A 20,613-nucleotide genomic window follows, 5' to 3' on the forward strand; every position below is an offset into this window, starting at 1 on the left:
AGTCCGTTTGCTGCCTTACTTCACCGCTTGCTTCTCGCGTATCCAGACGATAAAGTCAGTGACGGGGGCTTCTTTCAGCATGGGCCGGATGAGTTGCACCACCTGTCCCCGGTGGTACGCTGCGTGGTGACTCATGTGCGTCAGAATATCCGGTAGAGACGTCTTAAAGGGCTTTTCCTGCGAGTTGACATACTCAACCAGCTCGCCTACCTCCGATTCGTTAAGCGCCGACACATAGCCGACGATCTGGCGGTGCTGGCGCTCGGCGGTTTCGATCATCCAGCTTACGGGAATATCTTCCCAGATGGCCACAAAGGCATATTCATGAATTATCCGGCCAAACCAAATGTGCTGAGCGGACAGAATGTGACCCATCACGGCCACGGCACGGCTGGGTGGGTTTTTGAGGGTATCGAGCGCTTCGATAACCCGCTGATTGGCCCAAAGTTCGTAATCCAGTAACTGAATCAGATGCTCTTTCATCACAATCCACGTTTGGTTGCCTGATACAATGCCTCAACAATGTTGGTGCGGGTGTTTAGATTGCCAAGTTTAGGGTTATTTCTCGTAGGATAAACGCGGTTGCACAAAAATATGTATGTTAAATTATAGGCTGGGTCGGGTTCAACCCACACAAAGGTGCCGGTATAGCCTGAGTGCCCATAACTGTCTTTCGTTGCCGACTTAGGCGCATTGCCCGAATACGTGAACGACGGTTTGTCGAAACCAAGCCCGCGCCGGTTGCCCAGCTCCGGAAACTGATACCGGGTAAACTCGGCAATGGTCTTTTCGGAAATAAACCGCTGCCCGCCATAGCTGCCTTTCTGGCGGTACATTTCGTAGACTTTCATCAAATCATTGGCATTGCCAAACAGCCCTGCGTGGCCCGATAAGCCACCTAACATTGCCGCGCCCTCATCATGCACTCGCCCCCATATGAGCGTTTTGCGGAACAGAGAGTCGTATTCGGTAGGCACAATCCGGGTGAGCGGGTAGAATCGACGGGGTAGAAACGTAAGCGTACTCGCGCCAAGGGGCTTGTAGAAAGTCTTTTTGAGGTAATCTTCAAAGTTCTCGCCGGTCAGTCGCTTTACGATCTGGGGATAAAGAATAAACGAGAGGTCGGAGTAGACATATTCTTTCTTCGCGTTCAGCTGGGAATCTCGTATCTGTTCAAAAATTGTTTTCGGGTAATTTTTGAACTCAAACAGGCTGTCGGTCACTTCAATCGGGTACCGGTTAGACCGTTCTCTCTGGAAAGTTTTGGGTTTCCATGAGCCGTCGGGGTTCTTGGTATCCATCCAGAACGGTATCCACGCTCTCAGCCGGGCCTGGTGGGTCAACACATCGCGCCAGAGCAGGTCGGCTTTGTTCGATTTCTTAAAACCGGGCAGGTAATCAGCCATTTTGCCGTTCAGGTTGAACTTGCCGTCGTCGACCAGGTGCATGAGGGCGGGGGTAGACGTGCTCACCTTCGTGACCGAGGCCATGTCATATAGATCGTCCAATTGCACCGGCAGGGGTTCGGCACCCAGCGAGGCATCGTACGTATGCTTTCCGTAGGCCTTTCGGAAAATCACCTTGCCATCTTTCGCCATTTGCACCACACAACCCGGAAAAGCACCCTGGCTGATGCCCACGTTCACCAGCGAGTCGACCTGCTGGGTCAGAAACTTACCGCTGATGCCCACCTCTTCCGGAATCGTGTATTTTAATCGGCCGATGGGTTGAACGTTCAGCCCGTCACCCAGCCGGAATCGCTGATTGACGGTAACGGGTAATTTTCCCGAAGCCCCAATGGCCCCGAAAATCAACTGAGCCGACAGTTCTTCGGTGTAGGGTGTCAGTTGGTAGGGCATGACAATGGCGCGCGCCTGTTCGATGTTGCGGCCGGGCTGGGCGGTGTCCATCGGAAAGGTCAGCTTATCCAGCGCATATACATTCCCGAATACCGTAACCACTGCTTTGCCGGTAGCCACCAGTTCGCCAACGATACCCGCCGTTTTGGTTTGCAGGCCATACTTCACGGCGGGCCGGATATTATTCAGGTGAACATCGACCAGAATGAGGTTGTAGTTGCTGAGCGAATCGCGGATCTGCGCCCAGGTTGAATCGGCCGTTTTCGAGGTTACGTTGAAATGGTCAATTTGAGTGTAGTTGGCTGCCATTTGCTGGAAAGCCGTAATCTGATCGCTCTCGACGGCTACTGACGCAATCCGGAGCGTATCCAGACCCTGGAGGGGAAGTACGTTCCGGTCGTTCTTCAGTACCGTCAGGCTGCGTTCGGTGAGTTTACGGTTCAGTAATTCATCCTGAACCGGATTCAGGTCGGCGACCAGATTCTCCATGACAATGGGCTTGTAATTGTCCAGCCCGGCCCACGCTTTTGCCTGAAGCACTTTCAGGCAGCGGGCGTCGATGGAAGCCTGCGTGATCCGCCCGTCTACAATAGCCTGTTTAACCTGCGCCAGTGCCGCCGGAACGTCCTCCGTAAATTCGAGCACGTCCATTCCCGCTTCCAGACCAAGCTCATCGGCCTTTCCGGATGGATAATATTTGGTGACGGCTTTCATGTTCATGGCGTCGGAAAAGACCAGCCCTTTAAAGCCTAATTCATTCTTGAGCAGGTTGGTCACGATGGCGGGCGAGAGCGTCGAAGGGCGGTTGCGGGTGGTGTCGAGCGAAGGGATATTGAGGTGCGCGATCATTACGCCCGAAGCCCCTGCCTTGATCAACTCCCGAAACGGATATAGTTCGAGCGAGTCGAGCTGAGACCGGCTTTTCGCAATGAGGGGTAAATCGTAATGGGAGTCGGTGCCGGTGTCGCCGTGACCGGGGAAGTGCTTGAGGCTGGTTAACAGCTGGTTATCCTGCATGCCGCGCATGTAGGCGAGGGCTTTGCGGGCAACTGCGTATTTGTCTTCGCCAAACGAGCGGAAGTTGATGACGGGGTTGTTGGGGTTATTGTTGACATCGACAGAGGGGGCGAAGTTCACATGCATGCCCAGCCGGCGGGCCTGTTTGGCCAAATTGGCACCCATCTGGTAGATGAGCGAGTCGGAAGCGGCCCCCTGCATGGCGCCCAGGGTCATCTGGTATGGGTAGCGAACAGTGCTGTCAAGACGCATGGCAATGCCCCATTCGGCATCCATCGCAATAAGCAGCGGAACGGGCGAGCCAGCCTGTAACCGATTGGTGAGCTGTGCCTGCCGAACGGGTCCGCCCTGAAACATGACGACCCCACCGAGTTTGTTGGTCTGAACAAGCCGTATGAGCGAATCTTCGTAGGCCGGTTTCCGGTTCGAGTAGCCCGCCACCATGATCAATTGGGCGATCCGGTCCTCGGGGGCCATGTTCGTAAACACCGAGTCGGCCCAGCAGGCCTGGCGTGCATTGAGTTTAAGAAAAGAGGATGAGGTTGTTTGCGCGAAGGTCGTTATGGACAGAAGAACGCTAACTAGACTAAAAAAAGCAGACCGACAGAAGGGCATGAGCAGGAAAATTGGGTCGTGATAGGCCAAAAATACAAAAAAGTGTCCTCGCTGTTTCATTAAAAGAAAAGCGAGGACACTTAAGCAGAAGGGTGAATTAACTACCGACGGTAGCGACTGCGGTATTCGGGACCAACACCGAAGCCGTAGCCGAGGGTTAGCGTAACCGTTGAGTTGTTGATATTCTGGCCGTCATTCAGCGTGATGTCGCTTAAACCATAACGGTAGCGGGCGTCGATTAGAAACCGCTGACGCTCGCCAAATCCTTTAAAATTAAATTGGAAACCGGCGATCAGGCCCAGATCCATAGCTCGGTAAGCGTCGGTATTGTCGCCATCGGCCCGGCTCACGCCGTTTTCGAGGATGTTTGTGCGTTTGGCGTTCAGCTTGAATGCCAGCGACGGACCGAAGAACACGTTGGGGCGGAAGTTGCCGTTCAGCGTCAGGAAATAACGCAGCGCAATGGGGATCTCCAGGTAGTTAATATGCTGCGTGTAGGAGCTTGCCAGGCTGGTGTTGGGCTGCTTGTATTTTCCACCCATCTGGGAGTACAGAATATCACCCGAAATGCCGAAATGATTTAATGAACTATACATCAAAAAGGCACCGGCAGTTACACCGGGCTTCATGGTGTAGTCTCTGGCGTCCATGCCAAATGTGGATAAATTTAAGCCAACGCGTGGCCCTGCACTAAACCGTTGCTGGGCAAAACTGCCTGATAAACAGCCAGTAATCAAGATAAACGATAGGGTAATAGCACGTAGTGAATTTGCGCGAAACATAGACTGAACAATAAGTTGTTGTGTCCCGTTAACGCGTGGGGTTTTGTAAATGTTTTAGGCAATTGACGGAGTGGCCCGTTTTTTACGCAGTTTCTGTGCTCAATTTGATTGAAAAATAGATCAATGGAATAGTCTCTCATGAGATCGTATACCAACTATCTGTAGGCTGGAGCAGGCTGCTGGTTATTGAGTGTGTTGGTTTTGGCTGAGGCTTTTGACGATGCTTAGGCGCAAAAAAGATGAAATAAATTGCCATGGCAAGCATGAACAGAATGGCCGCTGTGGTCGTCGCAATCCAGAGCGGCCACAGCCGTTTCTGGTTTGCCGATGCGTGAATGCGTTCGTGGAGCGCATCCCGGAGATCGGCCAGTTGCTCGGCAGTGGGCTGGGCGCTGGTTGTACTTTGCTGCATGGCTTCCAGCCCCGCCAGAGCATCGGCATAGAAGGGGTTTTCGAGCAGCAGCCGCTCCACGCGGTAGCGTGCCGGGCCGTTTAACTGCCCGGATTGGTAAGCCCGTAATTCATCAAAAGTTAGTTGGTCGATCATTGTTGGTTACTTACTCATACAAATTTTCAACTTCCGACGCCCATTTTGCAAATAACTTTTTACCTGTTTCAGATCGTAGCCGGTTAGCTCGGCCACTTCAATATAGGTTTTTCGTTCCAGATAAAATAATCTCAGGCAGGTTTGCTGTTCGGAAGGTAATGTTAGCAGACAGGTTTCCATGAGTGTCAGGTCTTCTTCCAGTTCTGCCCGATCGTCGTCATCGGCCGAAAGCTGCATAACCGGATCATCGTCCGGGTCGATCCCGTTGCCATTTACCAGAGCCGCTTTGGGATAAGCCTGTTTCTTTCGCAACTGCATCAGGCAGTAATTACGGGCTACACTATGAAGCCAGGGGCCAAACTGCTGTACCTCGTGTTTACGGAGGTCGGTTACCAGTTGTTCAAACAGGTTCATGACGGCATCCTTGGCTTCATCCTCATCGCGGAGGTAGTTAAAGCAAACGGCATATACCAGGTCCATATATTGCTCATAGAGTTCACCCAGCACCGTCAGATCGCCGGTAGCACGGTAAGTAGCAATGTAATCGGCCGGGTCATTGCGGGAGCGCTCCGGACCGGGCCGGGACTTACGGAACAGTTTGAGAAACATACTTTGCTGGACTGCTTATCCGGTAGATGCAGAAACCGCCTAAATTCCACAATTAATCCGTAACTCCTTTACAAACAACGGCGTGTACGGTCAATAGTATCAGGAAATAGGCTCACTCACTCATTAACCCCTTTCATCCATAACCTATTACCGGCTCAGGTCGTTACAAGGGCATACAAACTCAACGAAATTATGAAACGGTTCTTGTTTTGCTTACTGGGTCTGGCGCTGAGTGTCGTTACCTACGCGCAAAGTAATCAGTCGCCTGTTATGCAGCAGTCGACTTCCACAACCGATACGCGACAGGCCAATCCGGCGCAGCCAAAGGTGAAAATGAATCGGAAACAGCGGTCGAAGATGGAAGCCGGTATGGATACAACCTTACCTGGAAACCGGAAACAACGGCGCTTGCCGCCCGATTCGCTGCGACGAGGAGGAGCTACCAAAGTAGACAGCGTACGACGGTAGTCATTTGTATAGTGTACATTAAGGATAAAACTCAAAAAACGTTATGATGAAGCTAGTGATAGGTGTCATGCTGTTGGCTACGACGGCCATGGCTCAGACAACACCCAAAGGGTCAACAGCCGGATCGAGTTCACCAAAATCGACAACGACGAATGCCACCAAGCCTAAAGCCATGTCGGTAGCATCCGCGCGGTCCAGCAAGCCCATTCCTCCGCCATCCCTAAAGGATAATCTGGAAAGTAAGGATAATGCCATTCCTTCGTACAAGATGGAAAAAGATGCGGGTGTACAAAAGACCCGAAATCGGTATGTACCGCGCCGAACCGACTCCGGTGCCCGTAAGGATACACTGATCCGCCGTCGGAAGACCCAATAGTGTCGTGCTGACCGTCCCGGTCTGACGTGAAGTAGAGGCATCTGGTCATTTACTTCATACCCGACCGGGACGGGCGATACTACTTTTTCTCGCGTTCGGACTTTCGCCGGGCTCGTTTCGCTTTCCGTTCGGCTTTTCGTTTCGCTCGTTTTTCTTTGCGCTCAGCCTTCCGTTCCGCCCGTTTTTCTTTAAAGTCTTCTTTGACACTCTTGAGTGCATCGCTCAGGGTGATGTTGTTGTCGAATTCACCTTTAAAAGCCTCGATGTAGGCATTTCGGAGCACCCCGAAAATAGTTGGCCAGACGAACGTTTCGATGTTGTCGACTGTGCCACTGAGTGGAATGCGGGTAGCTACCTGATCGTGTTTCTGATTTTTGAGGATGGCGGTCCCGCCCTGGGCCAGCAGTTCGGTAAAGAAACGCCCCACCGAACGCCCTTCGTGTTCATTAAGTTTGAAGATCTGCATGCCCTTGGTGAGGGGCTTGAGGTAGCCATTTAACTTGCTGTCCAGCATGGCCATCTCACTGTACACACTGACCGTTCCCCGCTCAAAATCAAGATTAGCGTACTCTTTCGCCAGTGGGTTGAGCTTTACCAGTTGAAGGTCGCTAAAGCGGAGATTATAGTCGAAATCGGGTATTTCTTTCAGCAGATTCATATTCGCCGAAAAATTCATGGTGCCGCCGTAGCCCGGCACATCGCCCGACGCCACAACCGGTGAGGGAAGTTTCTTGTTCTCATCTTCCACATTCCGGATGTTCCGGATTTCGCCCTGTAGTTTCTGGATGGACAGATCGGCGCGGGGCTGCGTAATCAGACTCGTCAGGTCGACCCGGCCATTGATCACGGCGAAGCGGTTGATGCTGATGGGCAGCAGCTTTTTTAAGTAAGCGGTCCAGTCTACATCGGCACCGGTCTGGCTGCTGGCTTCGCTTTCGCTGAACGCAAAATTCACTTCGGGCTCGTAGCACTCGACCTCACTAACGAGTTTCCCTTTGAAAAGCGACTTCCATTCGATCGACAAATCTGTTTTAGGAATGTTGATAAATGGCTCTTTAATCTTGCCATTTATCTTGCGAATGCGCAGTCCATCGATCTGGTACGCCCCCCGAATGAGTTGAATATCAATGTCTTCGACATGCCCCGTATAGCCTCCCATGTCGGCCAGCGTCTTGTTGACATACCGCAGTACAAAGTAAGGAAGCAGCAATCGGGCAATGATCAATAAAACGACAAGCGCAATGAAAATTTTAGTGGCGCGTTTCAAAACGTTGAGTGGATTGGTTTCTGGTTATTAGTAACTGGTTAATTGGCTGATTAGTTAATTGGTAGGGTACGTAAAATGGGTGGAGTGAGTGAAGTAGTTCTTTCCGCAACTACCCCACTCACTCCACCCATTTTACGTACGCCACTTATTTCATTCACTTATCGAGCGTTCGGCGAAAACTTGCGTCCGTCGAGGGTGGTGTATTTGAAGTCGGTGGAGCCGGTGAACCGGGTATCATCAAAATTGGTACCACGGGGCAGATGCGTGTATTTGAAGTCGGCAGTGCTGCTAAACCGGGCCTGGCTGAAATCGACGCGCTCATCGAATTTCGTGTATTTGAAATCGGCGTAGCGCTCAAAGGCTACTTTTCTGAACGAGGAAGACTCGTCAAATTTAGTGTACTTAAAGTCGGCATAGTCGCGGAAGGTCGAGCCACTAAAATCGGCTTCATCGCGGAAGTTACTGTATTTAAACAGTGCCCCATTCCGGAAGGTGTTATTGGTGAAAATAGCCCGCTGGCTGAACAACGAGTACTTAAAAGCCGCATCGTTTTCAAACTGGCATCCGTCGAAGGTAACGGCTTCGGTAAAATCGGCGTTGTAAACGATGTTGCTCACCTTGATAAGCCGCCGGTCCTGGTCTTCTGTGCGATAGGCCAGTACTTTACCCGTAAAGGTGCAGTTTTTGAAAGACAGTGGCGATTCAACTACACTCAGGTACTGACGCGAATCGCCCCAGCCGCCTTCCCGTGACTCTTTCCGATTGGCCAGGTTGGTCAGGTCGAAGTCGCCATTGATGGTGACGTTTTGATAGGAGACGCTTTCTTTCCGATTTATTTTGTCGATAATATCTTTCGCGTCAATGGTTTTCTGAGCCAGTGCAGGCGCCAGAGCCGCAAGCGCGAACAGTAGGGAGAGGAGAATAGCTTTCATGAGTTTTCTGAGATTTCAGGTGATTTTTCATGAAAGATGCAGGCTGGCGGAGAAAGGTTGCACGGGCAAGGATAGTACGTGAAAAGTAGCAGGCCGGTAGGTGGCCGACGCCGAAGAACGCCTGCGTTAGCTACCTGCCGGCCAGTTAACTTACTCGATCCACATTACTTTATCATACGCCACTTCGTAATCCATTTCTTCGAGAGGGGTGAGGCCGGCAAAGTGACCCGTCTCGTCGGTTTGAACGGCGTTCCAAAGACCCGACGCATCACGCAGCAGCAGCCGGTAACCGTAAAGCGGATGCAGGGTGTTGCCATCCGTCCGGTGATCCCAGCCCGTTTGCAGTTCGATGGCAAAAGCAATGCGGTCCATTACCTCGCTCATCTGCCCCGCCAGACTATCTGCCCCGTCCAGTTCTTCAATCCACAGTACCAGCCCATCGGTACCCCAGTCGAAGTGGAGTTCGGCCGGGGTAAGGGTTATAATGGAAGCGTTCATAACGGTTGTTGATTTAAGCACTCATACTCCAGGCGGGCGCCATTGGCTGCTCCGTAACCTGCTCATCCCGCCATTTGCGGAGCCAGAAGCGGTATTTCTTTCGGCCGTAGTCGATAAAGCCCGGAATCGACGTAGCATCAACGGCAAACAGGCGGTAAGGACTCTGTTTCATGATGCCAACGAATACAAATCGAAACTGCTTTGTCGTGCTCCATTCGCGGCTGTCGGCATGACGCAGGCTGTCCAGATAAAAGGCCGCCTGCCGGTCGTAATCATAGGTGTAGCACGATTCCAGAAACTGCGATTGTGTGCGGGCCGAGGTTGTTTTCAGGTCAATTACAAGCGCATTACGGCGCTTGGGACTGGTGTACACCATATCCAGCCGCGCTTTACAGGCTACACCCGTTGTTGGCTCGGTCGACAGGACAATCCGCTCCCGCTCCGACAAGCGCAGGTAACGCCGGCAAAACGCGTCCTGCCGAATGGTTTGCATCAGCGTCTGCAACTGCTTTTCCTGAGCAGGGGCCAGCGCATTCAGTTCCGGTCGACCCGCCGGGTCAACCAGATCGGGCAGCAGTTGCGCCAGTACGGTGCCCACCGTTTCGGGTTCGAGCAGGTGCTGGTGAAAAGCCCGGCCAAACGCCTTGGTCTTTTCGGGAATATATCGGGCCGAGGGCACCGACCAATACCCCAGGTGTTCTTCTTTAAGCCGGGTCAAATCCGAATTTGATATCCTGGGCAGGGCGCGATAGTCGTCACCCGGTGTGAAGAGCGGCTGCTGGGCCGTTGTCAGCAATTGAGAAATCATAAGCGATCTGAGAAAGAGATTATCCGGCAGCCAGTAAAACAGGCTCGTCAATCGGGTTGGCGAAGGGATTGTAGTAATTCATAGCCGTTTTAATGTTGGCAATGTCCGTCAGGGTTTCCTGCCGGAAAACTTTAACCTCCTGGGCAAACTGTTTTAACTCTTTCGTTTTTTCAACATCCGCCATTTTGTAGGTAAAGTTGGCGATGTAATACACCCCTTTCGGCTGAATTTTGTTGTTCTCTTTTTTCTCGGCTACCGCCGTGATCACCACATCGGCCAGCGTCAGGTCATCATAATAAAGCGGCTCGATGAGCCGGAAAATATTGTCGACCGAGTAGCCGTGAAAGAGCACCGCAGATACACAATTTTTCTCGTCGATAAAGAAAATTTCTGCCCAGTTTTTGGTGCCCATATTCAGGATATTATCGGTAAAAATCCGCCAGGCAATTGGCTGAAATGTGAGCGTCCGGCCAAGCTTTTCATTTCCGTTAATATTGAAGACACCTTCCTTGGCATCGAACCGATATTGGCGGGGATGTCCTTCCAGGTATTTATATTTATTCACGACCTCGCCAGTCAATTCGTGAATCTTTTGATACGGTTTAAGTGAGCTACCGCTTTGAATTGTCTCGATTTGGCTTTTGTTTTGTGTGTTCATTAGTATTTGTTGTTTACTGTTCAAGCAGGGGGCCCATTTTGAGGTCCCTTTTGCCTTTTTAAGGGGTCGTGTTTACTGACTTAAAGTTACACAAAACTGTGTAAAAAACAAGCCCGTTCTATAAGTAATTCCTTCCCGTGCAGACCGTCGGAACAGGCCGGGGCAGTTGAAGGTCGTTCGACTGAAAAAGTTCCTTAAAAGGCCGTTTATGGTCTTTATTTTGCCTGTTTTTCTACTGTGGGCGGGAACTTTGCGAAAACGTAAATCCGTTTCCAGTCCATCCGGTCGGTTCCGCCCATGTTCCTGTTGGTTTTTACATAGAAAACTGTAAACTATGACTATTCATCTCCGGCTTCAGCAGTTAATTGATTCGCTTGGCATCAGCGTTCTTGAATTTGCCAGACAACTTGGCGAGCACCGGGGCGAAAAAGTTTATCATATTTTGCACGGCCGGTTAAAACCCCGTTACGATACACTCGAAAAGATTCTGGTAGCCTATCCGCAGGTCAATGGCGACTGGCTGTTACGGGGCGAAGGGCTAATGTTTAAAGTGCTCAGTTCGCCTTCCGCAGCCATCACTACCGAAGAGCGATTACGCAATATGGAGTTCCTGCTTTTTCAACTGAACGAACGCATGGCCCTGCTCCAGCAAACCAACGATCAATTGCTGGCGGAGATGAGGAGGGGCGTGGTGGAGTAGTGGCGTTAGTGAAGTCAGTGGAGTGAAGGAACGTCTAACTCACTCCACCAACTCCACTGACACCAAAACAACCCGCCGTCCTTCCGGGTTATAGGGTAAACTAACACTTAACGTTATGGCAACTACATCACCATTCGACCCGGATAAACTCGACCCTGACTATTATTCAAAAGATCCCAACCAGCATGGCGATTCTGACTACGGTCGCGAATCGGAAGGCGTCGGCACGAACCAGATTGGTACGACGTCGGGTATGGATATGGATACCGAAAACAGGAACATAACGCACGATACCCGTGAGGGAAACAAAGGCGAAGGCCGGGTGGGCGACCCCCGTGGCGAAAGCCAGGGTACTTCGCAGGAGTGGGACGTCGACGCCGATGCCATTTCTGAAGCGCCTAAAGGACATATGATGAGCGACGAAGCTGCCAGAAAGTTGAGCGAAGTGGCGGAAAACCCTTCCGATGATGCGCTGCTCCACCGTTCCGATGCAACGTATCTGGAAGAGGGCGACGACCCAAATAAAGGTTATGATCCGCACAATGTCGGCTATACCGGCAAAGACAAGGAAAGTGTGCAGAAAGACGATGTCAAGTAGTCACTTAGGCTAGGCAATCGATATACCTGAGCGACCGGCTAATAAACCGGTCGCTCTTTTATTATCCTGTGGGCGAGGCTTTCTCGTTCAGGATGCCGATTCTTTCGTAAACTTGTCGTTTAATCAATTAGCCAGCGAAGTCAACCTTCGCTATACTGTTTTGCTCATCGAAACCCGCGCTTATGCTCGGGCGGGCCTGCTTGGTAACCCGTCCGATGGATTTTTTGGTAAAACCATTGCGATCACTGTCCGGAATTTTGGCGCGTCTGTAACGCTTTACCCATCGCCCGAACTACACATCGAACCACAGCCGCAGGATACGAACGTATTCCGGAGCCTGCATCACCTGCGCGATTCGGTGAGTATGCTAGGGTACCACGGCGGGGTGCCGCTCTTAAAAGCTGCGGTTAAAAAATTTGCTGAATACTGCGAATCAGAGCATATCCGGCTTCCCAATCAGAATTTCTCGATTCGCTACAATACGTCTATTCCCCGACAGGTGGGGTTATCCGGTTCCAGCGCCATCATTGTGGCTACGTTCCGGGCGTTGATGCAATTCTATAACGTAGAGATTCCACGGCCAATATTGCCCAATCTGGTGCTGGCTACCGAAGCGGAGGAACTGGGCATTACTGCCGGGTTGCAGGATCGCGTGATTCAGTGCTACGAAGGATGCGTGTACATGGATTTCGAGCGCGAAACGATGGAACGTCAGGGATACGGGCAGTACGAACCCCTCGACTCCCGGCTGCTGCCCAAACTGTACATTGCCTACAATACCGATCTGGGAAAGCAATCCGGACGTGTACACAACGACGTTCGGGCGCGCTGGCTCAAAGGCGAACCCATTGTAGTCGACACGATGAATGCCATTGCTGATGTAGCGCGCGAAGGTCGGGAGGCCATGCTGAATCAGGACACCAAATTATTGAATGAACTGGTGAACCGAAATTTCGATCTGCGGGCTCAGATCTATACCATCAGCGACCGAAACCGCAGCTTAATCGAAACGGCCCGTGCCTGCGGTGCATCGGCATCCTTTACAGGTTCCGGTGGTTCCATCATCGGCCTTTACCGCGACGATGCCATGCTGAACCGGCTCTTTGTTGAACTGAAGAAAATCAATGCTCGTGTTATAAAGCCGTATGTAGTATAGGAGCGGGCATAGGGCACTTCGTTTTCGCCCTGCGTCCAGACCCTCTACCCTCTGCCAAAATTATGATAAAGAAAGCCGTTATCCCCGCTGCCGGACTTGGAACCCGGTTCCTGCCCGCCACCAAGGCTCAGCCGAAAGAAATGCTCCCGATTATTGACCGCCCTACCATCCAGTACGTTGTACAGGAAGCCGTCGATTCGGGTATTGAAGACATTCTCATTATTACGGGTAAAGGCAAGCGGGCCATCGAAGACCACTTCGACCGCAATTTCGAACTCGAGATGCGGCTCGAAGAAAAAGAAGATCAATTGCTCCTCGACGAGATGCGCCGGTTGTCCGACATGGCAAATCTGCATTACGTTCGTCAGCGGGAACTGAACGGTCTTGGCGATGCCATTCGGTACGCCCGCCACCACGTAGGCAATGAACCCTTTGCCGTACTCCTCGGCGACACCATTATGGACTCGGTCATTCCCGTTACCCAGCAGCTTATTGATACCTATGCCCAGTACGGCTGCAGTGTGATTGCTGTCGAAGAGGTGCCGCACGATAAGGTGAACCGGTACGGCATTGTAGGCGGTAAATCGCTGAGCGACCAGATTCTTGAACTCGATACACTGGTCGAAAAACCGTCGATCAATGAAGCGCCGTCGAACCTCGCCATTGCCGGTCGGTACATCCTGACCCCCGAAATTTTTGCCATGCTGGAGCAAACGCCGGTTGGTAAAAACAATGAGATTCAGCTGACGGATGCCATGCTTATGCTGCTGAAACGGGAGAATTTGTACGCGCACCGCATTGAAGGTAAACGCCACGACATCGGCAATAAACTCGACTTCCTGAAAACAACCGTCGAGTTTGCCCTCAAGCGCCCCGAATTTGCCGATAAGTTTCGGGCGTTCCTCGAAGAAATTGTGAAGAAGTAAACGCAGAAGGCCCCGCAATGAGCGGGGCTTTCTTTTTGAAAGAGATGGGCAGATTCTGGACCGGATAAACCAGGGTGCTTGCCAAACGGTAAGCGTCTACTTCAGCCGTAAACGAATCGTTGCTTCATCGTCTTCGCCTTTCGTATAGCCGTTGCCCGGCGTGGAGTCGGGATCGGCAGGTGATGCGCCCGCTATCTGCGCCTGAAGCGTACCCGGCTGAGTTACCCTGACGGCGAGTGTGAATGTGCCTGTACTGCCAACTGCAATGGACCCAATGGTCCCTGTTACGGTTTGACCACTTGCCGTTAGCCCCGTTGTGGCCAGTTGCCAGCCCGTAGGCAAAAGCGCCTGTACCGATACATTCGTGGCAGCTGCCCCGCCCGAATTACGGACGGTCAAAGGAATATTTACGGTCTGATCGGCAGAAACGACCAGCGTGTTGGTGGCAATGGACAGACTCAGATCGGCCTTGGTGCCGTCTGTTGGCGGCTGGCTGGATTGAACGGGGGGCAGTGGGACTTGTCCGGGGTTGGGCGATACGCTAATGAACGTGCCGGAGTTGGGCGTGCGGAAGTCGACCGTAGCTTCATCATCCTGCCCGCTTCCCGTACCCGAGTTAGGCTGGCTATCGGGGTCGAACTGGTTACTGGCGGTAATTTGGGCAGACGTAAAAAAGGTGCCGGTTCTACTGGCTTTAATTCGGAAGACAAACGATTTACTGGCGCCATTGAGCAAGTTACCGGCATTGATGGATACGGTGTTGGCCGTCGCGCTGATGGCTCCCGAAGACCCATCTACAAAGCTCATTCCATCGGGGAGTATGCTACTTGCCTGCACATTGGTCGCATCCATCGGGCCTGCGTTGGCCAATACGACCGTCAGCGTAACGGGCTGGCTGGTTTCCAGTGTCCGGTTGCTAATGGCCATGTTCATGGACAGATCGGCTCCGGCGCAAATGGAAAACGATTGGCTGGGAGCGCTGGCTACTGCCGGATTGCTGGCAACGACCCGAATACGGTAGTTGGCTCCCGGGGGAATTGTTGGCGATAAACTGACCGCAATGGGGCTGGTTGTACCGCTGCCGATAGTGGTTTCGCTGGCAAACGAGCCGTTGGCGTCCGATAGTTTGACACTGAAGACATTGTCTGCTTTGACGGCACTTTCGGTCACGTCGACCGCCACGGAAAAGGTGTTGACCTGGCAGGGAGCCGGCGAGTTGCTGATGGTAAGCACCGTCGGAACAGCACCAACGGGTTCCATAGGATAGTACAGGATGTTTCGGCCGTCGAGCAGCTTCATTTCGTACCATAAACCCGGTCCGGTATCGCCCTGACGACGGATTGAGAAGCGGTATCTTCCCGGAATAACACCGCCAACACCACCCGAAATAGGCGGGTAATTACGGATATAATTGAAGTCAGCGAACTGATCATAATCCGGTGCTTGAGAACTGACAGGGGCAAGGTGCCAGTCAGAATCATTAAAACCACTGCCATCGAGACTCTGCAATCGAACTTCTACCGGCGAACTGGCCTGAATCAGCCCATAGAACGAATGGGAGCCTGTTTCAAAACGATAGCCAAAGCGTCTGATGGTTGTATCGGCTGTTCCTCCGCTAATGGGCATGCGTTGTATAGGGGGTTGAGGCTGGGGTGTGGCATCCTGCTGCACATTGAAAGGTTCGCCCAGGGTGCCCAACAAAGCGGGATTCGTGGAGCGGGTACGCAGACGATATTGCCCGTTTGCCAATGTAAATGGTAACACCATCGAGATCGGATTGTCGGTAGTTGGACTGGATTCGGCCATCAGCGCCCCATCACTGGCGCGAATAATCTGGGCAACATACTGGTTGTCCGATGCATGTGCATCGCTACGGACCGAAGCGACGGCAACCGTCTCACCCGGTCGGCGCGTAAGGGGTATGGTATATCCGCTCGTGATCAGTGATGCCGAGTCGGTTGGCATAACGGGCAGTGCATTTTGAAAAAAGGAGCTTGTCAGGCTCTCATCCCAGGCACTGGCAAACCGAAAGAGCCCATTACCGCCAAAGTGGAGGTCGTCGAACCGGTTGTCGGGGCCAATAATGCCATCGGTAGCGGGGCCGGCAAAGACGTTAAATACACTACTGATGAGCTGGTTCTGTGCCGCGATAACCGAAGAACTGGTTTGCCCGAAAATATAACTTGCCCGCGAAACACACCAGGCCAGCGGCTTACCGCCAAGCTGCTGCCGACTTTTTTCGATGACATACTTGATGTTGTCGAAATACGTCTGTGTTGACGAATGAATATCACTTTCTCCCTGGTGCCAGAGAACAGCCCGGGCTCCGGTTCGGGTGACATAATGGAGCAAAACTGCCCCCATTCGCCGATAAACGGCTGAATTACGACCAGTGCCCATATTGCCGGCTGCTGATTGCTGCCAGTCGGTGCTGCTAGTCCCTCCCAGGGCCGCCCCTAAAAACAGTATGGGAACGTTAAGCCGCTGGGCGAGCTTGTCGCCCAGAATACTATAAATATGGGGGGGCTGGCTGGGGCCAATGTTGGTGCCGTAACTGATGTGGCTAAATTGTAAGGGGATCAACTGCTCACTGAGGCTGTCCTGTCGGAAATCGACACACATGACCCGGTCGTCCACAGCGCTGGGCGGCCGTTGAAACCCGCCTTCGGCATTCGACTGCCCGGCAATAATGAACACCTCGCCCACACCGACACGGTTGACCTGGCTTTGAGCAATAATGGTTGTGCCTGATCGTGACCGCACATCCAGTCGATACCAGCCTGCCGATACGGTTATGTGTCCGCGAAAGGCCGTCGACTGAGGGCGAAATGGCAAGGGTGTCCAGTCCGTAACGTTTCCCTGACCAACAGCCAGAGGAACAAAACGAGCTTCGACAATTGAGGCTGAAGAAGAGGTAATTCCGGTTATACTAACACTGGCTTCATTCGCTAAATTGCGCTGGAAAACCATCCTTGGTACCGGGCTGGTGATGGTGAGTTGTGCGAACGCCAGACCAGAGAAAAATTGTAAGACAATAACCCCAATCCATCGGAAAGGAAATGGCATAAACGAAAAGTTAATAGTTTTATAAATTGTATAAAGCGTAGCAAAAAGTCTGCCTGACGTATTTTTTTACAAAATAGTGTTCTTCTCAAAGCGAACGCTAGTATAAATAAAATTAGAATTGGTTTATAAAAAGGTCAATAAGTTTCATAAATATATCGAGAGTTAACCCGATATTCGTTAATAATCCATTAAAGAATACATATTTGTTTCCGCATGGTCAACGGCCTAAAGTCGCTTTTGAGTAGCGTTCCGGTATTATTCTGGGTCGTATACACCGTATCTGGCGGTACCGAACCTACCCCTTTGCCCCGTAAGGCCGGGCAGAAAACAGGGGTTGTCGATAGCCGCCCAAACATTGTTTTGATCGTTGCCGACGATCATGGCCGGGAGGTTTTAGGCTGCTATGGGGCATCGGCTGTCAAGACGCCCAACATCGATCAATTGGCCGCCGACGGGGTTCGCTTTTCCAATGCGTTTTGTACAACGGCCAGTTGCAGTCCCAGCCGATCCGTGTTGTTGACGGGCTTGCAGAACCACACCAACGGGATGTATGGTCTTGAACATCAGGAGCACCACTTCGCGTCTTTCGATACTGTGCGGTCGCTGCCCGTTCTCCTCGAAAAAGCCGGCTACCGCACCGCCCGAATCGGGAAACTGCATGTGGCGCCGGAAAAGGTGTACCATTTTCAACAGGTGTTAAAAGGGGGTGGCGTCAATGACCCGGTCTCCATTGGCCGTAGTCCGGTCGAAATGGCTCGGTTCTGTTATCCGTTTCTGGAAGCTACGGCTACGACCCGTGCCAGCGCATTAACGGCCCAGCCGAGCGAAACCCAACCGAACACCGCTCAACCCTTCTTTCTGTACTTTGCCACGGATGACCCGCACCGCAGCAACACGGTAGCCGCCGATGGGTCGCCAATTTTTGACGGTACCAAACCTAATGTGTTCGGAAATAGGCCGGGTGGGTATCCACAGATAGGCGACCATTTTTACCAGCCTCGGGATGTGCGCGTACCGGCTTACTTACCCGATACAAAAGCGTGCCGGGCCGAACTGGCTCAGTATTATGAGTCCATTAGCCGATTGGACGCGGGTGTTGGCCGACTGATGGACTACCTGAAAGAAACCGGACAGTACGATAATACCCTGATTGTGTATCTGTCGGACAATGGCGCGCCTTTTCCGGGGGCAAAAACAACCCTCTATGAACCGGGAATGCGGTTGCCGTGCATTGTTAAGCTACCTAAACCCACCAAACGGGGATTTGTCCAGGACGCCATGATCTCTTGGGCCGATATAACACCTACGCTGCTGGACTTTGCCGGTGTCTGGTTCGGCATGTCGCCAACGTACGGGCGTTCTTTCAAAGACATCATTGAGCAGGAAAATGTATCGGGTTGGGATGACGTATATGCCTCACACTCGCTACACGAAGTGACTATGTATTACCCCATGCGGGTGGTCCGGGAACGCCGGTATAAACTGATTTATAACATTGCCCATCAACTGCCCTTTCCCATGGCACTCGACTTGTATCACTCCTTTACGTGGCAGGATATTCTCCGGACGAAGCAGAAAGTATACGGTAAACGAACGGTGAATGCTTATCTGCATCGCCCCCGGTTCGAGCTGTACGACCTGCAAACGGACCCTGATGAGGTGCGAAATCTGGCGGCTGACCCGCGTTATCGGGATGTATTAAGCCGAATGCAAACCAAGCTTAAACGGTTTCAGCAGCAAACGCATGACCCGTGGGTTAGTAAATGGGATGTTGAGTGAGGTATGTAAGGGCTACGTTAAAAAGAGATCTAACCAAAAAGGCGCAAAGGTCACAGAGTATGGAGTTCTCTGTGACCTTTGCGCCTTTTTGGTTATAACTTTCACTTTGCTAGTGTCGCAATTTTCAGCTCGTTCAACTGCGCCTGCGAAATGACGGAAGGCGAGTCGATCATGACATCGCGGCCCGAATTGTTTTTCGGGAAGGCGATAAAGTCGCGGATGGAATCGGCCCCACCGAAGAGCGAACACAGCCGGTCGAAACCAAAGGCGATGCCACCATGCGGGGGAGCGCCAAATTCAAAAGCATCCATCAGGAATCCGAACTGCGCTTTGGCCTCTTCGTCCGAGAAGCCCAGAATGCTGAACATACGGGCCTGTAAATCGCGGTTGAAAATCCGGATCGAACCGCCACCTACTTCCGTTCCATTGATGACCAGGTCATACGCATTGGCCCGAACAGCCCCCAGATCGGTGTCCAGCAGCGGAATATCTTCCGGCTTGGGCGAGGTGAAGGGGTGGTGCATGGCAAACCAGCGGTTCTCTTCTTCGCCGAATTCCAGCAGCGGGAAGTCGAGAACCCATAATGTACTGAACACGTTTGGGTCGCGCAGGCCCAGACGGCTGCCCATTTCCAAACGCAGTTCGCTTAATTGCTTGCGGGCTTTCGCACAATCGCCCGACATGATCAGCATCAGATCGCCGGGTTTAGCCCCAAAATGGGCGGCCCAGGCTTTCAACTCCGTCTCGGAATAGAACTTGTCGACGGACGATTTCAGTGTACCATCTTCATTGTAGCGAACATAGATCAGCCCCTTGGCGCCAATCTGCGGGCGTTTGATCCAGTCGGTCAGTTCGTCGAGCTGCTTACGGGTGTAATGCGCGCAACCAGTGGCGTTAATGCCCACGACCAACTCGGCCGAGTCAAATACGCCGAAGCCTTTGCCCGAGGTCATGTCGACGGTATCGAAGGGTGCTTTTAACTCGACGAACTCCATGCCGAATCGGGTATCTGGCTTGTCGGAGCCGTAGAACTTCATCGCGTCGGCATAGGTCATGCGGGGAACCGAAGCCATATCAATGCCTTTGACGGCCTTGAACAGGTGACGGACCAGCCCTTCAAACATATTCAGAATATCTTCCTGCTCCACAAACGACATTTCGCAGTCGATTTGTGTGAACTCCGGCTGGCGGTCCGCGCGAAGGTCCTCGTCCCGGAAACACTTGACAATCTGATAATACCGGTCAAAACCCGAAACCATCAGCAATTGCTTGAATGTCTGGGGCGACTGGGGCAGGGCATAAAATTCGCCTGGGTTCATGCGGCTGGGAACGACAAAATCCCGTGCGCCTTCGGGTGTCGATTTGATCAGAACGGGCGTTTCCACTTCAATGAAGTCCTGCCCATCCATGTAAATTCGGGTTTGCTGGGCCATGCGGTGGCGCAGCTCAAGGCTCTTGCGAACGGGATTCCGACGTAAGTCGAGATACCGGTACTTCATGCGGAGGTCATCGCCCCCGTCGGTTTCGTCTTCGATGAGGAAAGGCGGCAGTTTAGCAGGGTTCAGCACCTCCAGCGACGTTACCTTCAACTCAATCTCACCGGTTGGAATATTCGGGTTTTTCGATTTCCGTTCGATAACGGTTCCCGTGGCTTTCACCACGAATTCACGGCCCAGGGAGCGGGCAATGGTGAACAGTTCAGGAGCTGTTTGGCCGTCTTCGAGCAAAAGTTGTGTAATACCGTAGCGATCACGGAGGTCAATCCATAGAACACCGCCTTTATCGCGGATGGTCTGAACCCAACCGCAAAGGGTTGCTGTGGTGTTGTGGTCAGTAAGGCGGAGTTCTCCGCAGGTGTGCGTCCGAAGCATGGTTTCGTAGGTAAAGGTCTGTTACACAGAGATGCACGGAGGATAAAAGAGATACACTAAGAACTCTGCGTATCTCTTTTA

Annotated in this window: 19 protein-coding genes; 7 read left to right on the plus strand and 12 right to left on the minus strand. The window is 52.3% G+C overall.

The window, feature by feature from the left end; genetic code table 11:
- Positions 1 to 15: 15 nt before the first annotated feature.
- The 5 genes from ACYVJM_RS14380 to ACYVJM_RS14400 all read right to left on the minus strand — a co-directional run bounded on the left by ACYVJM_RS14380 (position 16) and on the right by ACYVJM_RS14400 (position 5,429).
- A complete protein-coding gene (locus tag ACYVJM_RS14380; protein ID WP_461148925.1) occupies positions 16 to 483 on the minus strand; it encodes a DinB family protein in 468 nt (155 codons plus the stop codon).
- Positions 483 to 3,491, minus strand: a complete 3,009-nt coding sequence (locus ACYVJM_RS14385; protein WP_461149226.1) for a glycoside hydrolase family 3 N-terminal domain-containing protein — start codon at positions 3,489 to 3,491, stop codon at positions 483 to 485. The genes ACYVJM_RS14380 and ACYVJM_RS14385 overlap by 1 nt, the downstream gene beginning before the upstream one ends.
- 101 nt (positions 3,492 to 3,592) lie before the next feature.
- The gene (locus ACYVJM_RS14390) at positions 3,593 to 4,273 is read right to left on the minus strand and encodes a porin family protein (protein WP_461148926.1); all 681 of its coding nucleotides are present in this window, start codon (positions 4,271 to 4,273) and stop codon (positions 3,593 to 3,595) included.
- A gap of 136 nt (positions 4,274 to 4,409) precedes the next feature.
- A complete protein-coding gene (locus ACYVJM_RS14395) occupies positions 4,410 to 4,820 on the minus strand; it encodes a hypothetical protein (protein ID WP_461148927.1) in 411 nt (136 codons plus the stop codon).
- Positions 4,821 to 4,826: 6 nt separating this feature from the next.
- On the minus strand, positions 4,827 to 5,429 hold the full coding sequence (locus ACYVJM_RS14400) for an RNA polymerase sigma factor (protein ID WP_461148928.1): 603 nt from the start codon (positions 5,427 to 5,429) through the stop codon (positions 4,827 to 4,829).
- 192 nt (positions 5,430 to 5,621) lie between these two features.
- Here ACYVJM_RS14400 and ACYVJM_RS14405 point away from each other — a divergent pair, with 192 nt between their 5' ends.
- Both ACYVJM_RS14405 and ACYVJM_RS14410 read left to right on the plus strand, forming a co-directional pair.
- Complete coding sequence (locus ACYVJM_RS14405; RefSeq protein ID WP_461148929.1) at positions 5,622 to 5,897, plus strand: hypothetical protein; 276 nt, start codon at positions 5,622 to 5,624, stop codon at positions 5,895 to 5,897.
- Positions 5,898 to 5,940: 43 nt separating this feature from the next.
- Positions 5,941 to 6,273, plus strand: a complete 333-nt coding sequence (locus ACYVJM_RS14410) for a hypothetical protein (protein ID WP_461148930.1) — start codon at positions 5,941 to 5,943, stop codon at positions 6,271 to 6,273.
- A 79-nt stretch (positions 6,274 to 6,352) separates the two neighbouring features.
- On the opposite strand, the gene ACYVJM_RS14415 is transcribed toward ACYVJM_RS14410, so the two are convergent.
- The 5 genes from ACYVJM_RS14415 to ACYVJM_RS14435 all read right to left on the minus strand — a co-directional run bounded on the left by ACYVJM_RS14415 (position 6,353) and on the right by ACYVJM_RS14435 (position 10,436).
- On the minus strand, positions 6,353 to 7,540 hold the full coding sequence (locus ACYVJM_RS14415; protein ID WP_461148931.1) for a DUF748 domain-containing protein: 1,188 nt from the start codon (positions 7,538 to 7,540) through the stop codon (positions 6,353 to 6,355).
- Between the two features lie 158 nt (positions 7,541 to 7,698).
- On the minus strand, positions 7,699 to 8,472 hold the full coding sequence (locus ACYVJM_RS14420; RefSeq protein ID WP_461148932.1) for a pentapeptide repeat-containing protein: 774 nt from the start codon (positions 8,470 to 8,472) through the stop codon (positions 7,699 to 7,701).
- Between the two features lie 150 nt (positions 8,473 to 8,622).
- A complete protein-coding gene (locus ACYVJM_RS14425; RefSeq protein WP_461148933.1) occupies positions 8,623 to 8,970 on the minus strand; it encodes a hypothetical protein in 348 nt (115 codons plus the stop codon).
- Between the two features lie 13 nt (positions 8,971 to 8,983).
- Positions 8,984 to 9,778: a PD-(D/E)XK nuclease-like domain-containing protein gene (locus tag ACYVJM_RS14430; protein WP_461148934.1), complete on the minus strand. Its 795-nt coding sequence runs from the start codon at positions 9,776 to 9,778 to the stop codon at positions 8,984 to 8,986.
- A 19-nt stretch (positions 9,779 to 9,797) separates the two neighbouring features.
- On the minus strand, positions 9,798 to 10,436 hold the full coding sequence (locus ACYVJM_RS14435) for a hypothetical protein (protein WP_461148935.1): 639 nt from the start codon (positions 10,434 to 10,436) through the stop codon (positions 9,798 to 9,800).
- Positions 10,437 to 10,770: 334 nt separating this feature from the next.
- Between ACYVJM_RS14435 and ACYVJM_RS14440 the strand changes: the two genes are divergently transcribed.
- From ACYVJM_RS14440 to galU, 4 genes are all read left to right on the plus strand, one after another.
- On the plus strand, positions 10,771 to 11,136 hold the full coding sequence (locus ACYVJM_RS14440) for an XRE family transcriptional regulator (RefSeq protein WP_461148936.1): 366 nt from the start codon (positions 10,771 to 10,773) through the stop codon (positions 11,134 to 11,136).
- A 115-nt stretch (positions 11,137 to 11,251) separates the two neighbouring features.
- Entirely contained in the window at positions 11,252 to 11,734 is a 483-nt protein-coding gene (locus ACYVJM_RS14445) for a hypothetical protein (protein ID WP_461148937.1), read from the plus strand.
- Between the two features lie 160 nt (positions 11,735 to 11,894).
- The gene (locus ACYVJM_RS14450; RefSeq protein WP_461149227.1) at positions 11,895 to 12,890 is read left to right on the plus strand and encodes a mevalonate kinase family protein; all 996 of its coding nucleotides are present in this window, start codon (positions 11,895 to 11,897) and stop codon (positions 12,888 to 12,890) included.
- Between the two features lie 62 nt (positions 12,891 to 12,952).
- Positions 12,953 to 13,816, plus strand: a complete 864-nt coding sequence (gene galU, locus ACYVJM_RS14455) for a UTP--glucose-1-phosphate uridylyltransferase GalU (protein WP_461148938.1) — start codon at positions 12,953 to 12,955, stop codon at positions 13,814 to 13,816.
- Positions 13,817 to 13,912: 96 nt separating this feature from the next.
- Here galU and ACYVJM_RS14460 read toward each other — a convergent pair whose 3' ends face one another.
- Entirely contained in the window at positions 13,913 to 16,882 is a 2,970-nt protein-coding gene (locus ACYVJM_RS14460; RefSeq protein WP_461148939.1) for a sialate O-acetylesterase, read from the minus strand.
- A 213-nt stretch (positions 16,883 to 17,095) separates the two neighbouring features.
- On the opposite strand from ACYVJM_RS14460, the gene ACYVJM_RS14465 reads away from it, so the two are divergent.
- Positions 17,096 to 18,661 (plus strand): sulfatase family protein, encoded by a 1,566-nt coding sequence (locus ACYVJM_RS14465; protein WP_461148940.1) that lies wholly within the window; start codon positions 17,096 to 17,098, stop codon positions 18,659 to 18,661.
- A gap of 101 nt (positions 18,662 to 18,762) precedes the next feature.
- On the opposite strand, the gene aspS is transcribed toward ACYVJM_RS14465, so the two are convergent.
- Positions 18,763 to 20,532 carry an aspartate--tRNA ligase gene (gene aspS, locus ACYVJM_RS14470; RefSeq protein ID WP_461148941.1) on the minus strand — a complete coding sequence of 590 codons (1,770 nt, stop codon included), beginning with the start codon at positions 20,530 to 20,532 and terminating at the stop codon, positions 18,763 to 18,765.
- Between the last annotated feature and the right edge of the window lie 81 nt (positions 20,533 to 20,613).

This window comes from Spirosoma pulveris, assembly GCF_054781875.1.